Source organism: Anaerotruncus massiliensis (ex Togo et al. 2026), from assembly GCF_030825285.1.
GTDB classification, from domain to species: Bacteria; Bacillota; Clostridia; order Oscillospirales; family Ruminococcaceae; genus Anaerotruncus; species Anaerotruncus massiliensis.
In genome coordinates this window covers 79,688-97,137 of sequence record NZ_JAPJQF010000004.1, presented here as the reverse complement: position 1 = coordinate 97,137, position 17,450 = coordinate 79,688, and the positions used below count along the sequence as shown (strand labels likewise).

Sequence of the window (17,450 nt, the reverse complement as noted above, 5' to 3'; positions counted from 1 at the left end):
GCGAAGCAGCCGGGTCCTTCAGGGACCCGGCGTCGGCTCACACAGCCCCTTTCGTTCGTTCCATTCCTCCAAAATCCTGCACAGGTTTTCCTCGATCACCGGAGTCCACCACTCCAAATAGCCGGCCTTGGTGGGGTGGACGCCATCGTTCATGTAGAATTTATAATCATCCGGGCTGACCCGGTTCATTTCGCGGTTGTGCCACAGGTCGATCACTTCGATCCCCCACTTGTCCCGCAGCTCGAGCAGCAGATTGACCAGCCGGTGGTAGCGGGGGTTGTCGTACTTCGTCCCGGTGAAAAAGACGACCGGGCAGTCCCAGGTCTTTTTCGCGAAGGCGATGATGTATTCCATCGCGCCGACCGTCGTCCCGGTGTCGAACGACGCGATGTCGAAGGAATCGCTCACGTCCCCGGGGTCGCTTTTGAAGGTGGCGTCGTTGGTCGACAGCTGGCAGAGGAAGCAGTCGATCCCGCGGTTTACCGCGGGATGGCGCTCAAGGCGCGCGATGTACGACCGCCGGCCGCGGCCCGCCAGCGTCGAGGCGGACACCGCCTCCTTGATGAAATTGCAGCCGCTGCGGCGGGCGATATAGTCCGCGAAGGAGACGTTCCCGGCCGCCAGTCCGCGGGTCACCGACGAACCGAGGCAGAGGACGGTCCTGTCCGTCAGCGCGTTGGGCGTTCCCCGCTTTACCCCGCCGAGGCTGTACCTGCGGTGGTTCCCGGCCCGGAAGGGCCCGGCCAGGCGAATCCAGACAACCGCTCCGATCACCAGTCCCAGGATGAGAATTCCAACCAGCAGCTTCATTTTCCCATCTCCTATTTTACGGCCCAAAATCGATTGCATCGTTTTGAAATCATGGTATAATGAAATCGGAATAAAATTTATTTGTTGACTAACCAACCAATCTATTTTATATTATAAGCACACCGTTTGAGGAATGTCAATAAAAAAATCTCTGATTTATAAAAAAATTTAGGGGAGTAGTCCATGGGAAGACAATCAATCGCCGAGCAGCGCCGCATCCAGATCGGGCGCGCGCTGCAGGCCTGCATGCTGGAAAAGGGTTCCTACGAATCCACCTCCGTCAAGGACATCGCGCAGCGCGCCGACATGGCGGCCGGGCTGATCCACCACTATTTCAAGAGCAAGGACGAAATCCTCATGCTGGTGGCGCGCATGCTCTTCGAATCCATCCGCAATGATATCGACGAGCTCTACCTCGCGCGGGACGAGGCGGGAAAGCGGGAGCAGCTGCACGAGCTGGTCGGCAGCTGCGACCGGAACCGCTTCGTCATGATGCTCTATTCCCTCTCCCTCTCGATGCCCGAGGTTAAGGAGCTGGTCGCCGAGGAGCGCGCGCTGCTTTTTAATGCGCTGGCCTCCCGCCTGAAGCGGGGCGCCAAAGCCGTCCCGAACCCGGAAAAATCGGCCGCGAGCCTCCTCTTTTTCTTTGAGAGCGCCATCATGCAGTCGGCGCTTTTCGACCAGGCGCCCGCCGAGGACCTGCTGATGGAGGTCCTGGTGGACCAATTTTTAAGCCTCTGAGACGCAGAAAGGCCGCCGGCGGAAGTTCCGCCGGCGGTCTTTTCCCGGTATCAGGCATCATTTGCGGTCAGCCCGGCCGCTTCGCGTAGATCTCCGCGATCTTCATGAGCAGCTCCACGTTGCGCTCGAGCGACTGGACGGTGATGTGCTCGTACCGCCCGTGGAAGCACTGCCCGCCCGTGCCGAGGTTCGGGCAGGGCAGCCCCATGTAGGAGAGCCGCGCCCCGTCGGTGCCGCCGCGGATGGGGATCACGTTCGGCTCGATCCCCACCTCCTCCATTGCGCGGCGCGCGTTGTCGATCAGGTGGAAATGGGGCAGGATCTGCTCCTTCATGTTGCGGTACTCGTCGACCAGCTCGACCGAAACGAGCTTTTTCCCGTATTTCCCATTGATGAACTCGCCCGCCGCGCACATCACGCGCTTTTTCTCCTCCAGCTTTTCGGCGTCGTGGTCACGCAGGATGTATGCGAGCCTTGCTTCCTCCACCCCGCCGTCAAACCGCATCAGGTGGATGAAGCCCTCGTATCCCTCGGTGTTCTCGGGCGTCTGGCGCTCGGGCAGCATCGACTGGAACTCGACCGCCACCCGGCTGGCGTTGATCATCCGGTCCTTCGCGTCGCCCGGGTGGATGCCCTGCCCCGTCACCGTTACCTTCGCGGTCGCGGCGTTGAAGTTTTCAAATTCCAGCTCCCCCACCGGGCCGCCGTCGACGGTGTAGGCGTAGTCCGCGCCGAACGCCGCCACGTCGAAGTGGTCGGCCCCCCGGCCGACCTCCTCGTCGGGGGTGAAGCCGAGGCGGATGGTCCCGTGCGGACGGCCCGGGTCCGCGAGCAGCCGCTCGGCGGCGGTCATAATCTCCGCCACGCCCGCCTTGTCGTCCGCACCGAGCAGCGTGTTTCCGTCGGTCACGATAAGGTCCTCCCCCACCGCGTCGCGGAGCATCCCGAACTCGGACACCTTCATCACGATCCCGCGCTCGGCGTCGAGCGGGATGTCCGAGCCGTCGTAGCCCTCGATGACGCGCGGCTTCACATCCGTGCCGGTAAGCGCGGGCGACGTATCATAATGGGCGATCAGCCCGAGCACCGGCGCGTCCGGCGCATTGCCCGGAACCGTGCCCGTCACGATGCCGTTTCCATCGACCGCCGCGTCGGTGATCCCCATCTCCCGCATCTCCCGCACGAGCTCGTTGGCCAGCACAAGCTGCTTTTCCGTGCTCGGCGCGGCGAGGTTGTCGTCGTCCGACTGGGTGTCATAAGAGACATATTTCAAAAACCGATCCTTGACCTGCATTTGTGATTCCTCCTGTCAGTACTTCCCAACAAGGATAACACAAAAGCGCCCGGGATTCAATTCCCGGGCCCAGAGACGCTCCCGCGCAAATTGCATTTTCGCCGCCCATCGGCTATAATAAGCGCAGACAATTGGCGTTCCAAGGCATGAAACAGGATGGGAAAGAGGGGTTCTTATGAGACATCAGATTGAAAACGGCAGTTTGACCCTTGAAGCCGACACACACGGCGCGGAGCTCTGCTCGCTGCGCAAGGCGGGCGGGCCCGGCGAGCTGCTGTGGAGCGCGGACCCGGCGGTCTGGGGGCGGCACGCGCCGCTCTGCTTCCCCTGGTGCGGCCGCATGCGGGACAACTATTTCGAGGAGGGCGGCCGCCGCTATGAGGCGGGGTCCCACGGCTTCGCCCGCGACATGGAGCATATGCTGTCCGCCTCGGGGCCGGATTTCCTCACCTTCCGCCTCGGCTGGAACGGAGAGACCCTCGCCCTCTGGCCGTGGAAGTTTTCGCTCGAGACCACCCACCGGCTGGAGGGGGATTCGGTCGTGACCGTCTGCCGCGTCCAGAACGAGGACAGCCGCCCGATGCCCTTCCAGCTCGGCTTCCACACCGCGCTGCGCTGCCCCTTCACGCCGGGAAAGGCCGCGACCGGCTACCTCGTGCGCTTTGAGCGGGAGGAATCCCCCCTGCGGGTCCGCTGCGACGAAAACGGGCTTGCCACCGGCGAGGAGACCCCCGTCTTCCCCGGGCAGTCCGCCGTCCCGCTCACACCCGGGCTCTTCGACGACGACAGCATCTGCATGAAGGGCCTGCGCTCCTCCTGGGTCCAGCTCGAGGAAGCGGAAACGGGCCGGTATCTGCGCATTTCCTGCGAGGGGTACCCCTATACGCTGCTCTGGAGCAAGCCGGGCATCCCGGGCTTCCTCTGCATCGAGCCGTGGCACGGCCTGCCCGGGCGGGCCGACCTGGGGCACGCGTTCTCCGAACGCCCCTGCCTCACCACCCTCGCGCCCGGCGAAAGCTGGTCGTGCACCCACATCCTCACCGCCGGCGTGTGACCGGCCGGAGGCCCCTGTGAAAGAAGAGCCGCGTGGACGGATTCGTCTGCGCGGCTCTTCTCGATTCAGTCCTGGTCGTCCTTCAGGAAAACGCCGAATTCGACCGGTTTCAGCGGGAAACGTGCGGTGTCGGGCAGTGGATTTTCCCCGCCGTTCGCCTCCTTGAGCATCCGGGAGATTATTTTCGAACAGGTACGCCCCTGGCAGAGGCCCATCCCGGCGCGGGTCCGGCGCTTGACCGCGGAGACGGTGGCGGCGCCCTCCGCGATGGCGCGGCGGATTTCCCCTTTGGTCACTTCCTCGCAGCGGCAGACGATCACATCGTCGTCATCCGTGACCGGACAAACGGCGGGACGTTTTGCAGCAGCGTTTTCCGGTTCGTCCTCCCGCCGCCTCATCCCCCGCACCACGTCCGCGAACTCCACTGGGACAGCCACCATCACCACGGGAGTGTGATCGTTCGCCGGAGGATTCGTCACGCGGATCACTTCGGCTTTGCAGACGTTCTCACCGTCCCGACCGACCGCTGTGACCTTCTGCCCCTTCCGGGGCAGGGGAAGGTATTCGTGTGGAAAGCTCACGGCCGCCCGGTCCGCGCTGAAAGTCTTATCGACCACAAAGATCGCAAGCCCCGAGCAGTGCGCGATACAGGTCCCACATCCCACGCATTTATCAAAGTCCAGCCGGGGAAGGTTGGTGATCGGCTCCCCAATCGTAATGGCCCCAAAAGGGCAGCATGCTTCGCAGGGGTTGCAGGGGATGTGCTCCACGCATTCGATGATTGCTACCGGGCCTTTCTGAAACCGCTCGTCTGACGGGACCTGTCTGCTGTTTTTCAGTTCCTCCCACGACGGGAAGCCTTCCGTTCTAATTCCACAGCTCATAAGACACCTCGCGCATGATCTGTTCTTTCGCCTGCAGCCGTTTTTCGCCGAACGGACCCAGCCGCAGCGCACGCAGCCGATCGCGGATTTCCCGCTTCCTAGCGTCGGCTTCTGCCGAGGTCAGGCGGCCCAGTGATTCCGCGATCGCGATCCCGGCCAGCCTTCCCTCGTCCATGGCCGTATTGGCCTCCTCCACGCCGGCCAGATCGCCTGCCACATAGAAGCCTCTGGCCGGGGACTCCATGTTTTCATCATGAATGGGCAGCCACCCGCCCAGCGCGGGCACAAAATCCATGCGCAACCCGCACATCTGAGCGAGCTTTGACGAAGGCGAAAGGCCGACCGCCAGACAGATCGTATCTACCTCCAGGATTATTTCGCTGCCGGGAAGAGCCCGGCCGTCCGGGCCGAGTTTCCCAATGACCGCCCGCTCGACGCCCTGGCCGGCCCCCTCTGCGCGTATGATCGTATGGCTCAAGTAAATCGGAACCCCGGCCCGCCGGATCTTGGCCGCGTGCACACCGTACCCGCCGATATGATCCGCCGCCTCTACGATGCCCACCACGTCAGCCCCAGCCTGCATAAGCTGATAGCTGACGATCAGCCCGACGTTTCCCGAACCGACGATGAGTGCCCGCCTGCCGGGAAGCACCCGGTTCACATTGATCATCGTCTGCGCGCATCCCGCGCCCATCACGCCCGGCATCGTCCAACCCTGAAAGGGAATTGACGACTCCTGCCCCCCGGTCGCCAGGAGAATCCGCTCGGCCGAAACCGTCCGGAGGCTTTTGCCGGACGCGTCCTCCCGCACGATGTGAATCCGCTTGTCCGAAAGGATACCGGCCACCGTGCTTCTGAGCCACACCTCGACGCCCGCCGCCTCCGTCTGTTCCAGCAGCTCCTTGCCGATGTCGATCCCCCGGATACCCGCCCGGTGATTCCGGGAGCCAAAGAATTTGTGGATCTGCTTAAAGAGCTGCCCGCCAGGCCGCGCATTTTCATCGACCAGCAGGGTCTTTGCGCCGGCACGCCCCGTTTCAATCGCTGCGGCCAGACCCGCCGGACCGCCGCCGATGATCACGACCTCATAATTTTCAGTCATCCGCTATTCCTCCCGCGCGCGCCGAACGCTGCGTCCTGATAACCATTCCCTCCCGAACGGGCGTGATGCAGGTCCGGACGTTGGGTTTTCCGTCCACGACCATGACGCAGTCCGTGCACTGCCCGATCCCACAGTAGATTCCACGGCTTTCATGCCGCTCGGAGGTATAGCGGTTTACCCGGATTCCCTCCGCCAGCAGCGCCGCGGCGATCATCCTGCCCTCCGGCACCCATAGTTCTCGGTCGTCCACCGTGATGCGGACCGTCCTGCCTTCCTCTTCCGCCCCCAGAATGGGATGCTCTTTCACATACATGGCCGTCACCTCCCGTCCTTTTGCCCACTCTGTGCAAACCGGTCGAGAGAAAACAGGTTTTCCTCAAAATCGACCGGTTTGCCGCAGATCAGGTCGTCCATGAATTTTCCGGTTGCCAGACTCAGCGTGATGCCTGCACCTTCATGCCCCGCCGCCACATACAGCCCCTCCGTTCCCGTCCGGGATAGGAAAGGCATCTGGTCCGCCGTATAGGGACGCAGCCCCGCATAGGAACGGATCATGTTGATGTCGCGCAGGACGGGGAAAAACCGACAGGTGCGCCGCGCCATCTCACGGATCACCTGATAGTCGTTTTGTACGTCGTATCCGGCGAACCGTCTGCTGCTTCCGATCAGCAGGTTTCTCCCGTGGCGCGGCTCTACCAGCATTGCAATGCCATTTTTCTCCACTGCTTCCGGTACGCTGCGCCGATATTCGCTCCCCGCGTACTTGGCCATGATATATCCGAACTCGGTCGTGGGATAGCGAACGACGTCTGATACGTTCTCGCTCACAAGCAGCTGTCCCTGCCGGGGCTTTATTGGGATATCCAGCCCGACCAGCCTGCCGATGAAGGGCGACCACACACCCGCGGCGATCACGACGTTCGCCGCCCGGAAGGCGTCCTCCGCGGCCTTTACCACAAAGCCTCCCTGCTGCCTTACGATCTCTGACACCTCATGGAAGGGGAAAATCTCAGCTCCACGCTGTCTCGCCTTTTCCGCCAGGGCGAAGGTCAAAAGCATCGGATCGACCTGTGCGTCGCTCATTGTGTGGATTCCACCGACGATGTCCTCCGCCAGGTTCGGCTCCAGCTGGTGCGCTTCGTAGGTATCCAGCTGTTTCAGCTCGATGCCCAGCGCCCGCTTTTCCAGGACCAGCTTCTTGCCTGCCTGAGCCTCCGCGTCCGTCTCAAAGACGAAGAGGCTGCCGCTCACCTCGTATTTCACATCGCAATCCAGATCCCGGACCACGCCGGGAAACATCGCCATGCTCGCGCCGGAAAAGGCGGTGGCCAATCCGGGCTTGCTGTCCACATTCTGCACGTCGCCGTCACACTTGCCCGAGGAACCGGACGCCAGAGTGTTCCGCTCCAGCACGGCCACCCTTTGCCCGCTTTTCGTCAGGAAGTACGCAATGGAAACGCCGATGACCCCGCCGCCGACAATGATCGTGTCATACCCGAATTTCATGCTGCTTTGCTCCCTCAGTTACTATTTCTTGAAACAACGGCTCCATCTCCCACTGTTCCGCGGAAATCCGTTCGTACAGGTACCGCCAATCCAGCTGTGCTGCGATGCTGTCTGCGGATTCAATCGAAATTCCCGAAAAAAGAATTCCCATCTCCACCGCGCTTCCCAGCGGCGTTTCCGCCCATCGCACCTCGTCTCCCTGCTTGCAGAAGGGCAGGCCGAGACTGAGCCCGCATAGAATTCCCGCTAGCCCGGCGTCTCCCGCTCCCGCTGTGCTGCGGATTTCCGGGACGGACAGCGCCTCCTGCCATTGGATGCGTCCTTCCTCCGCCGTAAGGCTGCCCAGCTTGCCAAGCGTCATCCAGATTTTTGTTTCGGGCCATTTGCGCGCCAGCTTCTCCAGGCAGCGCCTACCCGCTTCAACCGTAGGGATTCCCTCCACCCCACAGAGCGCCGCCGCCTCGTCGATATTGATCGCCAGCAGGTCGCAGAAGGAGAAGCCCCCCTCGCGGATAAACCGCTGCGCGTCCGCGCTGGGGACCGTCGTGACGCAGAAGCCGCCCGCTTCCCGTCCCAGCTTTAAAAGCAGCTGCCTGGCCTCAAACGGCACCTCCGGCAGTGCTACGGCCGCGAACGGTTCCCGCAGATCGAGGCCGGCAAACACCCGTTCGATATATGTCGTGTCCACCTGATTGCAGGCGCTGTTCTCCGCCGTCACGTTGCATCCGGCGTTATCGGGATAGATCAGGCACATGCTCTGCATGGTCGGCGCCGAATCCGACCGTTTGATGCAGCCGGTGTGGATGCCCGCCCGCTCCATCATCGCAATGCAGCTATCTCCTGCCTCGTCCTCTCCCACGATGGACGCCGCGACGATCTTTGCGGCAGGGGAAAGCATTTTCCCAAGATAGTGGAACACGATGTGAAGTTTGCAGTAGTCCCTGACGTCCGTCAGGCTGGCAAGCCTCGATTCGTTGCGGCCCAGCGTGCGGTTGCTGCCGGAACGGAAAACTAGCCCTGTCCCCACGCCGCCCGTTCCCACAATCGTCCGAAACCGGGAGGCCATCATTTGGATACCCCCGGGAAATCCCACTCTGGATGCAGGCTGATCGGATGCTCTGCCGTCTCCTCAGTGGCGGTCAGCAGCGCGTCCGGATGCTCCTGCAGCAACGTGATGGGATATTCCGGCGTCGGTTCGGAGAAAAGCGCCACGCGGAGGGCCGTCTGCTTCCATGCGCCCGTATCGCTGTAGAGCCGCACCTTTTTGGCCGACAGGCATTCTTTGACGCCGAGCGTCACCGACATGGGCGGCGCGAACTGGTAGGCTACTCCCAGCACCCGGTGCGCCAGTGCGATCACGGTGTCCGGGTTGTTGTACTGGATGCGGACGGTCGCGCTGCGCAATTCGTCCAGACCGACCTGGCTGTACGGTTCCCGGCGCGACTGGTTGTAGGCGATGTGCCCATCCTGACCCCAGCCGCCGAGCGTGTAATCGATGGGCACCTCCGCGATCCTATCGGCGACCTCATACATGTTTTTCGGCGACAGGAACACACGATTCTCCGGCAGGACCTCCAACTCCGGGTCGATCCCCTCGTAAAAATGCTTTTTCATGAACGCCGCGAAGTTGTACGGATGCGTTTCAGGCAGTTCGCGCCCCTGCCAATCGAGACATTCATCCATATGAAAAACCACCATGTGCCGCAGGGAAATCCTGCGCAGGTTCACCTGGCGCACGAAGGGCTCGTACCAACAATTGGGGCCGCAGGGGACGATAGCGCGAAACACGCCTCCCTCCTTTCCCGCCCTTTCGATCTCCTCGATGAAGTCTCGCGCCATCACCTCGCCCATTTCGGCCGAATCGGTCACAAGTCTCAGCGGCACCCGCCTGCCTGGATGCTTAGGCAGATCCTCTTTTTTGATCCGGCACCATTCGTACAGTTTTTGGTTGTTCATCGTATTCTCCTCGTTTTTAAGCGTTACATCACCGTTTTGTACACTTCCTGCAGGGCCAGACTGATGGCCCCGAACAGGTTCGCGTCCTTCCCGAGCAGGGAGGCAGTGACCCGCGGCAGATAGGGCACGTGCGCCCCGATGATCTCCAGCAGTTCCTCACGGTAGGACTCCATGAGCTTGCCGCCCGTGCCACCGGAAACGATCACGATTTCTGGGTCCACGACGCAGATTGAGTTGATCATGGCGCTGGCGTAGTAGCGCAGGATCCGCCCAACCGCCCGCCGTGCCGCCCGTCCGCCTTCCTCGCAGAGCTGGAAGAGCTTCTGCATCGAGCCGTCCGTTCCGGGCACCCGTGCGCACTCCTCCCCGATCATCTGTTCGAGCAATCCCTCATCGCTGTATTTTTTGCGCATTCGGCCAGCGTTCGCCACCGAATAGCCGATCTCCCCCGCCGCGCCGTTGGTACCGTAGTAGAGCTCGTTGTTCAGGATGGCAGCGCTGCCGATGCCGACGCCGATATCCATATAGAGAATGTTGTTGTAGCCCTGCGCTGCACCGCGCCATTTTTCCCCGATCGCGCCCATGTTGATGTTGTTCTCGATCAGCACCGGCATCCCGAGGGCCTGCCTCATCGTCTCGGCCGGGTCGACTTCCTCCCAGCCGTCTACGAAGGGGGCGAGGCGAACCGTCCCGCATCTCGCGTCGATGATCCCGGGAATCCCCATCGCCGCGCAGAGCAGGTCCCCCTTCCTAAGAGACACCTCCTCCAGCAGGGTGTCGACCGCCGCGGTGACTTCCCCCATCAGCTGTTTTGCCGAAAGACCGGAGTAGGGCCTGGTCGTGTACCGCCCAAGGGGATGCCCCGACAGGTCGGCCACCAGCGTGGAGGTTTTGGAGCGCCCCAGGTTAACGCCCAGGACATACCCGCGCGTGTCATTATACTTGAGCAGCGTGGATTTCCGCCCCAGGACGTTTTCGCCCGAACCGACCTCCGTGATGATGTTTGCCTGTAACAGGCTCTTCACGTTTGCCGAAACACATGGGAAGCTCAGGTCAAGCCTGCGCGTGAGCTGCGCCCGCGACAGCGGTCCCTCGCTGCGCAGCAGCTCCAAGATCAATATCTTGTTGATCTCCTTTAATAGCCCCGGCTTTCCGCCGCGGGTCACGCCCCGCACGTAATCCATATGATTATCCAAGCAAAAATCCCTCTGCGAACGGGTCGTCCGGGTCCAGCATCAAGGTGGACATCCCCATGATGTAGCTCTTACCCGTCACCTCCGGAATCACCGCCGGCAGAGAGCCGACCGTGGCCGTATCTACGACCTGGCAGCTGTACCGGCTGCCGATGATGCTCTCGTGGATGAATGGCTCCCCGAGTTTGATCTCGCCCTTTTGAAAGAGAAGCGCGCTCCGGGCGCATGTGCCGGTTCCACAGGGGGAGCGGTCGATGCCGCCGGGTGTGCAGACCACCGCGTTTTGGGAATGGGCATCCGGGGATTTTGCCGGTCCGGTGAATTCGATGTGGCTCACGCCCCGGATGTTTTCATTTTCGGGGTGCACCACGGTGAACTGCTCGTTGATGTAGGGCTTGATAATATCTCCTGCCGCAATCAACGCGTGGTAGTTTTCGGGGCAGATGTCCAGATCGACCGCGCTTACGGGGATGATCGCGTAGAAATTGCCGCCGTAACTGACGCTGAAACGGATGTCCCCGTATTCCTTTGTCCTGACGATCCCGTCCTCAAGTGCTACAAAGGCCGGCGCGTTCGTAAAGCTGACCTCGACCGCTTTCCCGTTCACCACATGGATTTTCAGGCTGACGACGCCCGCGGGTGTGTCGAGCTTCGCGTATGTATAAGGCTCCTCTACCTTGATCATGCCCGTTTCCACGAGCAAAGTACCCATGCCGATGGTGTCGTGCCCGCACATGGGAAGCCAGCCGTTTGGCTCGAAATAGAGCACGCCCACGTCCGTCCCCGGTGTGCAGGGCGCGGTCAACAACGTTGCGGCCGCCACCCGGCTGCCGCGGGGCTCAAAGGTCACGAACCGCCTGATCCAGTCATGATGTTCCTTCATGTAGAGCATCTTTTCCATCATTGTCCCGCCGGGAACCGCGGGGATCCCTCCCACGACATGCCTTGTCGGGGCGCCGACCGTATGTGTGTCAACGGTCTGCAGGGTACGGCGAATCTCCATAGTATCCTCCCATTTCCGGGGTCACGGCGCCGCGGCGGTTTTGCCGCGGTGCCGTGCCGCGTGTGTAATCCGGTTATCCGATCAGCGTATAAACGCCGTCAATCACCTTGAGTATGTAGGTCTTGGCCTTTACATTCTCTCCCTTATCATCGAACTTGATGCCGCCGGTTGGGCCGGTGTAATCCGTATTCTCCCGCATCCAATCCATCAGATTATCCTTTGTCGCGCCTCCTTCATAGGCCTGCGCGATGGCGTTGATCGTCTCGTAGGACCAGGCGGCCACGTCGTTAGGGTTGATGCTGAACTTTTCGGAATATTCCTTGACAAAATTCTGCACCCCTTCGTCCGGGTTCGTGGGGTCGAAGGCGCTGGTGCACATGATTCCCTCCGCCGAATCCCCCGCCAGCTCGATCAGCGCGGGGTTGGACACGCCGCCGAGTCCAAGTAGCGCGACCTTGACGCCGGCGTTGTCCAACTGCTTGGCCAGCAGCGCCGCGGGCGAATACTCGCAGGACATCAGCACGATGTCCGCGTCGGCCGCCTTCATCTGCGCGATGTGCGAAGAGAAGTCGCGGTCGGTGTCTGGCGCGAAAGTCGAGCTTCCCGCCACGTCGATCCCGTGCTCACTCTTGAGATAGTCGGTCATGATCTCAAACGCGCTCACTTCGTTCGCGCCGTTCTGGTAGAAGATGAAGGGCCGCTCATAACCCTCGGCGGCGGCGTAGTCGACCATGGCCATGATCGCGTGGAGATCCGCCGGGCAGAGGCGCGCGTAGTTGCTCCAGCCCTGTTCGGTCAGGTCGGTGCGGCTGTTGCCGGGGCCGAACACGGAGATGTTCTCCTTGACATAGGTCGGCATCGCCGCCATGGTGCAGCCGGAAAAGATGGGGGCGAGCACAAATTCGATCGAGTCGTCCGCGACGATCTTTTCCGCGACGATCGTCGCCTGGTTGGGATTGCCCATGTCGTCCATGGCGACCAGCTCGAGCAGTTTCCCGTTGACGCCGCCCGCGGCGTTGATCTTATCGACCGCCATCTGGGCGCCGTTCACCTCCTGGAAGCCCTGTTCCGCCATGTCGCCGGTCAGGGGGCTGCTCACCGCAAAACGGATCGTCCCGCCGCTCTCTTCCGAGGGTACCGCGGCGTCATCCGCCGAGGCCGCCGGCGCGGCGGGTGCCGAGGACGCAGGCGCCGCCGGGTTGGAACCACAGGCCGTAAATACCAGAAAAACCGCCAAAACCATCAATACGGACAGCGCCCGAAGCAAACTCTTTTTCATTTTTATCCTCCTTTATTCTCAGGTGTACCGTCGTTTCCGCCCCGCACGGCGGTCCGTGCATACGCACTCCATTCCCGCCGCTATGCACCTCCCAGATACGCTTTTTTGACCGCCTCGCTTTTCAGCAGGTTTTCTGCTCTGTCAGAGATCGTAACCTTCCCGATCTCAATGATATACCCCATATCCGCCACCTTGAGCGCCTGCCGGGCGTTCTGCTCGATCAGCAGGATCGTCGTCCCGTCCTCCTTCACCCTTTTGATGATCTCGAACACCTCCTGTACGATCAGCGGCGCGAGACCCATGGAGGGCTCGTCCAGCATCAGCAGCTTGGGCCGCGACATCAGCGCACGGCAGATCACCAGCATCTGCTGTTCCCCACCTGAGAGAAAACCCGCCTTCTGATTCCTGCGCTCCCTGAGGATGGGGAACCACTCGTAGTAGCGCTCGATGTCCTTTTCCACCTCGTTGTCCCGCCTCGTATACGCGCCGATTTTAAGATTTTCATATACCGTCTGACGCGGGAGCACCTTCCGGCCCTCGGGGCACTGGGAGATTCCCCGCTTGACGATTTCGTCGCTCGGCAGCCGGGTGATCTCCTTCCCCAGAAAGATGATCTCTCCGGAAGCCGGCTGCATCAAACCGGAGATCGTTTTGAGCAGGGTGGATTTGCCCGATCCGTTCGCACCGATGATCGTCGTCAGCTTTCCTGTCTCCACCGTCATGGAGATCCCCTTCAGCGCGGATATCTGGCCGTACTTAACATCGAGGTTTTTGATTTCAAGCATTGCTCTCCTCCTCCCTGCCAAGGTAGGCCTCGATCACGGCGGTGTTCCTCTGGATGCTTTCGGGGGAGCCCACCGCCAGCAGTTCGCCGAAATTCAAGACCGCGATCCTGTGGGAGAGGTCCATCATGAATTTGATGTTGTGCTCGATCACGAGAACCGCCGGGCCCTGCCTGTGGATGTCCGCGATCAGCTCCATGAGCTCAAACGTCTCCTGCGGGTTCATGCCGGCCGTCGGTTCGTCGAGCAGCAGCAGCTTCGGATCGCTGGCCAGCGCACGGGCGATCTCCACCTTCCTCTGCTTGCCATAAGGGAGGCTGCTCGCCATGCTGTGCGCGTCCCCCGCGATCCCCAGAAAATCGAGAATCTCCATCGACCGCTCCACCGACCGCTTCTCCTCCTCCCGGTTCCTGCGGGTGTGAAGCAGGATGTCGGCCAGGTTGGAGCGCATATTCTTGTGCATGCCGACCATGGTGTTCTTCAGTACGCTCATTTCCCCGAACACCCGGATATTCTGGAAGGTCCGCGCGATCCCCTTGAGGCAGAAGGCCGTCGTGTTCTGCCCCGTCAGATCTTCCCCGTTGAAGATCACCCGGCCCGCCGTGGGGGTGTCGAAGCCGGTGATCGTGTTGAAGAGCGTCGTCTTCCCCGCCCCGTTCGGCCCGATGATCCCAAAGACCTCGTCGTCATGGATAGTCAGGCTGATGTTGTCCAGCGCCTTGAGCCCGGCGAAAGATTTGGACAGCCCTTCGATCCGCATGATTTCAGCCATCCTTTTCACCCGCCTTCCTCCGGAGCCCGGAAAACCCGACAACTTTTTCGCCGATTCCGTTCTTGCCGAGAATCCCGTTGGGCGCAAAGAACATGAGCACCACCATCAGAACACCCATGATGAGCAGGCGATAGTCGTACACCGTGCGCGAGACCTCTGGCGCGATGATCAGGATGGCCGCGCCTAAAATGCAGCCCGGCAGGCTGCCCAGCCCGCCCAGGATCGCCATCTGCATCATGATGAGCGATTCGTCGATGGTGAAGTTGTAGGGGGAGGCGTAGTTGGTGTAGCTCACCATAGCCGCGCCCGCGATCCCGGTAAAAAAGGAGGCCAGCGAAAAGCAGAGCGCCTTGAATTTGGGCACGTTGACGGCCGAGTAGGCGGCTGCAATCCCGTCGTCCCGGATGGCCTCAAAGGCGCGCCCATAGTGGGAGCGGGTGATCCGGAAGATCAGAAGGTAACAGGCCGCGAGCAGGGCGAGGGCGAAATAATAAAACCGGGTGTGGGTATTGAACTGGAACCCAAAAAGGCTGGGGGACGGCACACCCATGATGCCGATGCCGCCGCCCGTGACCAGCTGCCAGTTCAAAAAGATGATCCGCACGATCTCGTTGACGCCCAGTGTGATGAGCGTCAGGTAATCGAACGCCGTTTTCTGGCAGAGGAGTCCGAGCAGCCAGCCAACTGCGGCGGCAAAGAGCCCCGCGCCGAGAAACGCGGCGAAAAACGGGACCCTTGCAAACCGTGTCAGCGTAATCGCCAGGAAGTAGGTACCCAGGCCCACGAAGGCCGACCGACCGAAATCGAGCAGCCCGCAGAATCCGACGATCAGGTTGATCGACAGCGCGACAATGGAATAGAGCATCACATTGTTGACGACCTTCAACATATAGGAGTTGGTCACCACGAGTGGGAGCAGAAGCAGGCAGACGCAGCAGGCGGCCAGCAGAAAGCCCTTCAGAGGATGGCCTTTTACAGTTTTCATTCCTGACACCTACACTTTCTCGGCTATCTGCGCCGGGAACATCCCTTTGGGACGGATGAGGATGAACACAATGAAGATCGCCCAGACGACTGCGTCCTTGTAGGCCGAGGATATGTAGGCCGAGATGAACGTTTCGCTGAGTCCCATGACGATCGCGCCGATGACAGCGCCCTTGAGGCCCCCGATCCCGCCGATGATCGTCGCCTGCCACGCCTTCATCGTGCCAAACATGAAGCCGATGCCCATGTAGATGAATTCGTAGTAGCTGCAGAAGAGCAGCCCGCCCACGACGCCCAGCGCCGCGCCGAGGCCGTACACCAGCGCAATGATGCGGTTCACCTTGATGCCCATCATGGCGGCGGTGGGAATGCTCTGGGAGATCGCGGTAATCGCCTGGCCGATCCTGGTCTTTTTCAGCACAAGCGTGATGGCCAGCATCAGCAGGATCGCGATCAGCAGGATATAGATCTGCAGCGTCCCAATAATCGTATCGCCGACGACAAAGTTCTTTTTCTGGAAGATGCCCAGATCGAACATAAACGTCTGGGGGCCCCATACCAGCTGTACGACATTGCGCATGATGTAGGCAATGCCCACGGCGGAAATGGTTGGGGCAATGCGGTTCGCGCCCTTTTTACGCAGGGGGCGGTAGGCGAACCGCTCGACCCCAAGGTTGATGAGGCAGCCTGCCGCCATACCCAGAAGAATGCAGAGAAAAGGGTTGATGCCCGCGAGCAGACCCGAAAAGGTGATAAAGCAGCCGACTGTATACACATCTCCGTGGGCGAAATTCAACTGTTCCAAGATGCCGTAAACCAGGTTGTAGCCAATGGCGATCAACGCGTAGACGCTGCCAACGCTTAGACCGTTGATCAGGATTTGAACCAGCAAAGCATTCACTTCCTTATCCTTGCGGTAGTCGGTTCCGGTTGGTGGCTTTTTCGTTCGGCCGGGAGCGGTATTCAGTCATGCCGCCCCTATTTCTCGACGCCGTGCTTTTTTAGGATTTCCCTGATCTTTTCCATATCCCCGTCGGAAACGCTGGTCATCGGATGCGCCATCCAGCGGCCGCAAATGCCGAAGAGTTCGAGGACCGCCTTGATTTGGGGGGTCAGCGAGGGATAGGGCAGCGAAAAATAGAGGTCGTACAGGAAGCTGATCATCCTCATATAGCCGTCCCGGGCCGCATCCTGCCTGCCCGCCAGGAAATCCTCCCGGATCTGTAAGCATTGGGTCGGGATCATGTTGCCGGGGCCTCCCATAATGAAGCCCTCCACCCCCAGCGCCAGCGAGGGATAATAGATGAACTCCTCGCCGGACATCACCAGGAAGTCGTTCTTCTGGTCGAGTCCCAGCAGCATACGCTGCATCTTATCAACGTTGGAAGTCTCCTTGAGCGCGATGATGTTGGGGTGCGCAGCCAGCGCGTTCATGCAGTCGGGCTCGATGTAGTGCTGATTTTCCGGGCAGTTGTAAATGAGGATGGGAAGCGGGCTCTGGTCCGCGAGGCGCAGGAATAGGCCCTTTTGCTCCTCCGTCGTGAGGTGGTAAAAATTGGTCGGGGTCGTAAGTGCGATGTCCGCGCCGCTTTCCTTTGCGTCCCGGATGTGCGCGGTGATCAGCTCGGTGCTGTCGTCCATGACTCCCGCGATGATGACCGTGCCGGGTGCGGAAGATTCACGCACCGTACGGATGGCCGCCTTTCTCATCTCCCGGTCAAAGGAGAGGCACTCTCCGGCATATCCCAGAACAAAAAGGTGCGTCAGCCCCTTTCCCTGAACATATCCGACGAGCCGTTTCATGCCCTCCGCGTCAAAGGAGCCGTCCTCCTTAAGCGGAGTTACCAGTGCAGGGATGACCGTTTTCAGTTTTTCAATCATATTGATGACCTCCTAAAAGTAATAGAATTACTTAATAAAGTTTAATTTATTTTGTGAGACTAGCATAACACGCTATCTTTTCGGTTTCTTGTTGTTCCGTTTGTTTTTTTTCCTGAAATATTGGAATTCAATTTTATCTTGGCGTTTCTTTAATTGGCCAAACACATTTTGGAAAATAGCGGAAATCTTTATAAAACCCTTTATTTGGA

The 17,450-nt window shown here is 60.5% G+C and carries 18 protein-coding genes; 2 read left to right on the top strand and 16 right to left on the bottom strand.

Annotated elements, in window-relative coordinates; all coding sequences use genetic code 11:
* Positions 1-18 precede the first annotated feature (18 nt).
* Positions 19-810, bottom strand: coding sequence for an SGNH/GDSL hydrolase family protein (locus RCI06_RS03105; protein ID WP_306574159.1), 792 nt, complete (start codon positions 808-810; stop codon positions 19-21).
* Between the two features lie 183 nt (positions 811-993).
* Between RCI06_RS03105 and RCI06_RS03100 the strand changes: the two genes are divergently transcribed.
* A complete protein-coding gene (locus RCI06_RS03100) occupies positions 994-1,551 on the top strand; it encodes a TetR/AcrR family transcriptional regulator (RefSeq protein WP_121585806.1) in 558 nt (185 codons plus the stop codon).
* A 67-nt stretch (positions 1,552-1,618) separates the two neighbouring features.
* On the opposite strand, the gene pepT is transcribed toward RCI06_RS03100, so the two are convergent.
* Complete coding sequence (gene pepT, locus RCI06_RS03095; protein ID WP_276871150.1) at positions 1,619-2,845, bottom strand: peptidase T; 1,227 nt, start codon at positions 2,843-2,845, stop codon at positions 1,619-1,621.
* A gap of 175 nt (positions 2,846-3,020) precedes the next feature.
* Here pepT and RCI06_RS03090 point away from each other — a divergent pair, with 175 nt between their 5' ends.
* Entirely contained in the window at positions 3,021-3,899 is an 879-nt protein-coding gene (locus RCI06_RS03090) for an aldose 1-epimerase family protein (protein WP_306574154.1), read from the top strand.
* Between the two features lie 65 nt (positions 3,900-3,964).
* On the opposite strand, the gene RCI06_RS03085 is transcribed toward RCI06_RS03090, so the two are convergent.
* From RCI06_RS03085 to RCI06_RS03020, 14 genes are all read right to left on the bottom strand, one after another.
* Entirely contained in the window at positions 3,965-4,783 is an 819-nt protein-coding gene (locus RCI06_RS03085) for a (2Fe-2S)-binding protein (RefSeq protein ID WP_306574151.1), read from the bottom strand.
* Positions 4,767-5,885: an NAD(P)/FAD-dependent oxidoreductase gene (locus RCI06_RS03080; protein ID WP_306574147.1), complete on the bottom strand. Its 1,119-nt coding sequence runs from the start codon at positions 5,883-5,885 to the stop codon at positions 4,767-4,769. Before RCI06_RS03080 ends, RCI06_RS03085 begins: the two co-directional genes overlap by 17 nt.
* Positions 5,878-6,198 carry a (2Fe-2S)-binding protein gene (locus tag RCI06_RS03075; protein WP_306574145.1) on the bottom strand — a complete coding sequence of 107 codons (321 nt, stop codon included), beginning with the start codon at positions 6,196-6,198 and terminating at the stop codon, positions 5,878-5,880. Before RCI06_RS03075 ends, RCI06_RS03080 begins: the two co-directional genes overlap by 8 nt.
* A 5-nt stretch (positions 6,199-6,203) precedes the next feature.
* Positions 6,204-7,391 (bottom strand): FAD-binding oxidoreductase, encoded by a 1,188-nt coding sequence (locus RCI06_RS03070; RefSeq protein ID WP_306574142.1) that lies wholly within the window; start codon positions 7,389-7,391, stop codon positions 6,204-6,206.
* Entirely contained in the window at positions 7,375-8,457 is a 1,083-nt protein-coding gene (locus RCI06_RS03065) for a PfkB family carbohydrate kinase (RefSeq protein WP_306574140.1), read from the bottom strand. Before RCI06_RS03065 ends, RCI06_RS03070 begins: the two co-directional genes overlap by 17 nt.
* Complete coding sequence (locus RCI06_RS03060) at positions 8,457-9,347, bottom strand: 6-phosphogluconolactonase (protein ID WP_306574137.1); 891 nt, start codon at positions 9,345-9,347, stop codon at positions 8,457-8,459. Before RCI06_RS03060 ends, RCI06_RS03065 begins: the two co-directional genes overlap by 1 nt.
* 23 nt (positions 9,348-9,370) lie before the next feature.
* Entirely contained in the window at positions 9,371-10,543 is a 1,173-nt protein-coding gene (locus tag RCI06_RS03055) for an ROK family protein (protein WP_306574134.1), read from the bottom strand.
* The gene (locus RCI06_RS03050) at positions 10,536-11,543 is read right to left on the bottom strand and encodes a proline racemase family protein (RefSeq protein WP_306574131.1); all 1,008 of its coding nucleotides are present in this window, start codon (positions 11,541-11,543) and stop codon (positions 10,536-10,538) included. The genes RCI06_RS03055 and RCI06_RS03050 overlap by 8 nt, the downstream gene beginning before the upstream one ends.
* 73 nt (positions 11,544-11,616) lie before the next feature.
* A complete protein-coding gene (locus tag RCI06_RS03045) occupies positions 11,617-12,822 on the bottom strand; it encodes an ABC transporter substrate-binding protein (RefSeq protein WP_306574129.1) in 1,206 nt (401 codons plus the stop codon).
* A gap of 80 nt (positions 12,823-12,902) precedes the next feature.
* On the bottom strand, positions 12,903-13,607 hold the full coding sequence (locus RCI06_RS03040) for an ABC transporter ATP-binding protein (protein ID WP_306574127.1): 705 nt from the start codon (positions 13,605-13,607) through the stop codon (positions 12,903-12,905).
* On the bottom strand, positions 13,600-14,376 hold the full coding sequence (locus RCI06_RS03035; protein ID WP_306574126.1) for an ABC transporter ATP-binding protein: 777 nt from the start codon (positions 14,374-14,376) through the stop codon (positions 13,600-13,602). Before RCI06_RS03035 ends, RCI06_RS03040 begins: the two co-directional genes overlap by 8 nt.
* Positions 14,369-15,361, bottom strand: a complete 993-nt coding sequence (locus RCI06_RS03030; protein ID WP_306574123.1) for a branched-chain amino acid ABC transporter permease — start codon at positions 15,359-15,361, stop codon at positions 14,369-14,371. Before RCI06_RS03030 ends, RCI06_RS03035 begins: the two co-directional genes overlap by 8 nt.
* Positions 15,362-15,370: 9 nt before the next feature.
* Positions 15,371-16,252: a branched-chain amino acid ABC transporter permease gene (locus tag RCI06_RS03025; protein ID WP_306574122.1), complete on the bottom strand. Its 882-nt coding sequence runs from the start codon at positions 16,250-16,252 to the stop codon at positions 15,371-15,373.
* Positions 16,253-16,338: 86 nt separating this feature from the next.
* Positions 16,339-17,241 (bottom strand): dihydrodipicolinate synthase family protein, encoded by a 903-nt coding sequence (locus RCI06_RS03020; RefSeq protein WP_306574119.1) that lies wholly within the window; start codon positions 17,239-17,241, stop codon positions 16,339-16,341.
* Positions 17,242-17,450: the final 209 nt, after the last annotated feature.

Coding starts and splice junctions, on each gene's coding strand:
- RCI06_RS03105 (WP_306574159.1), bottom strand. CDS start 810: ATGAAGCTGCTGGTTGGAATTCTCATCCTGGGACTGGTGATCGGAGCG.
- RCI06_RS03100 (WP_121585806.1), top strand. CDS start 994: ATGGGAAGACAATCAATCGCCGAGCAGCGCCGCATCCAGATCGGGCGC.
- pepT (WP_276871150.1), bottom strand. CDS start 2,845: ATGCAGGTCAAGGATCGGTTTTTGAAATATGTCTCTTATGACACCCAG.
- RCI06_RS03090 (WP_306574154.1), top strand. CDS start 3,021: ATGAGACATCAGATTGAAAACGGCAGTTTGACCCTTGAAGCCGACACA.
- RCI06_RS03085 (WP_306574151.1), bottom strand. CDS start 4,783: ATGAGCTGTGGAATTAGAACGGAAGGCTTCCCGTCGTGGGAGGAACTG.
- RCI06_RS03080 (WP_306574147.1), bottom strand. CDS start 5,885: ATGACTGAAAATTATGAGGTCGTGATCATCGGCGGCGGTCCGGCGGGT.
- RCI06_RS03075 (WP_306574145.1), bottom strand. CDS start 6,198: ATGTATGTGAAAGAGCATCCCATTCTGGGGGCGGAAGAGGAAGGCAGG.
- RCI06_RS03070 (WP_306574142.1), bottom strand. CDS start 7,391: ATGAAATTCGGGTATGACACGATCATTGTCGGCGGCGGGGTCATCGGC.
- RCI06_RS03065 (WP_306574140.1), bottom strand. CDS start 8,457: ATGGCCTCCCGGTTTCGGACGATTGTGGGAACGGGCGGCGTGGGGACA.
- RCI06_RS03060 (WP_306574137.1), bottom strand. CDS start 9,347: ATGAACAACCAAAAACTGTACGAATGGTGCCGGATCAAAAAAGAGGAT.
- RCI06_RS03050 (WP_306574131.1), bottom strand. CDS start 11,543: ATGGAGATTCGCCGTACCCTGCAGACCGTTGACACACATACGGTCGGC.
- RCI06_RS03045 (WP_306574129.1), bottom strand. CDS start 12,822: ATGAAAAAGAGTTTGCTTCGGGCGCTGTCCGTATTGATGGTTTTGGCG.
- RCI06_RS03040 (WP_306574127.1), bottom strand. CDS start 13,607: ATGCTTGAAATCAAAAACCTCGATGTTAAGTACGGCCAGATATCCGCG.
- RCI06_RS03035 (WP_306574126.1), bottom strand. CDS start 14,376: ATGGCTGAAATCATGCGGATCGAAGGGCTGTCCAAATCTTTCGCCGGG.
- RCI06_RS03030 (WP_306574123.1), bottom strand. CDS start 15,361: ATGAAAACTGTAAAAGGCCATCCTCTGAAGGGCTTTCTGCTGGCCGCC.
- RCI06_RS03020 (WP_306574119.1), bottom strand. CDS start 17,241: ATGATTGAAAAACTGAAAACGGTCATCCCTGCACTGGTAACTCCGCTT.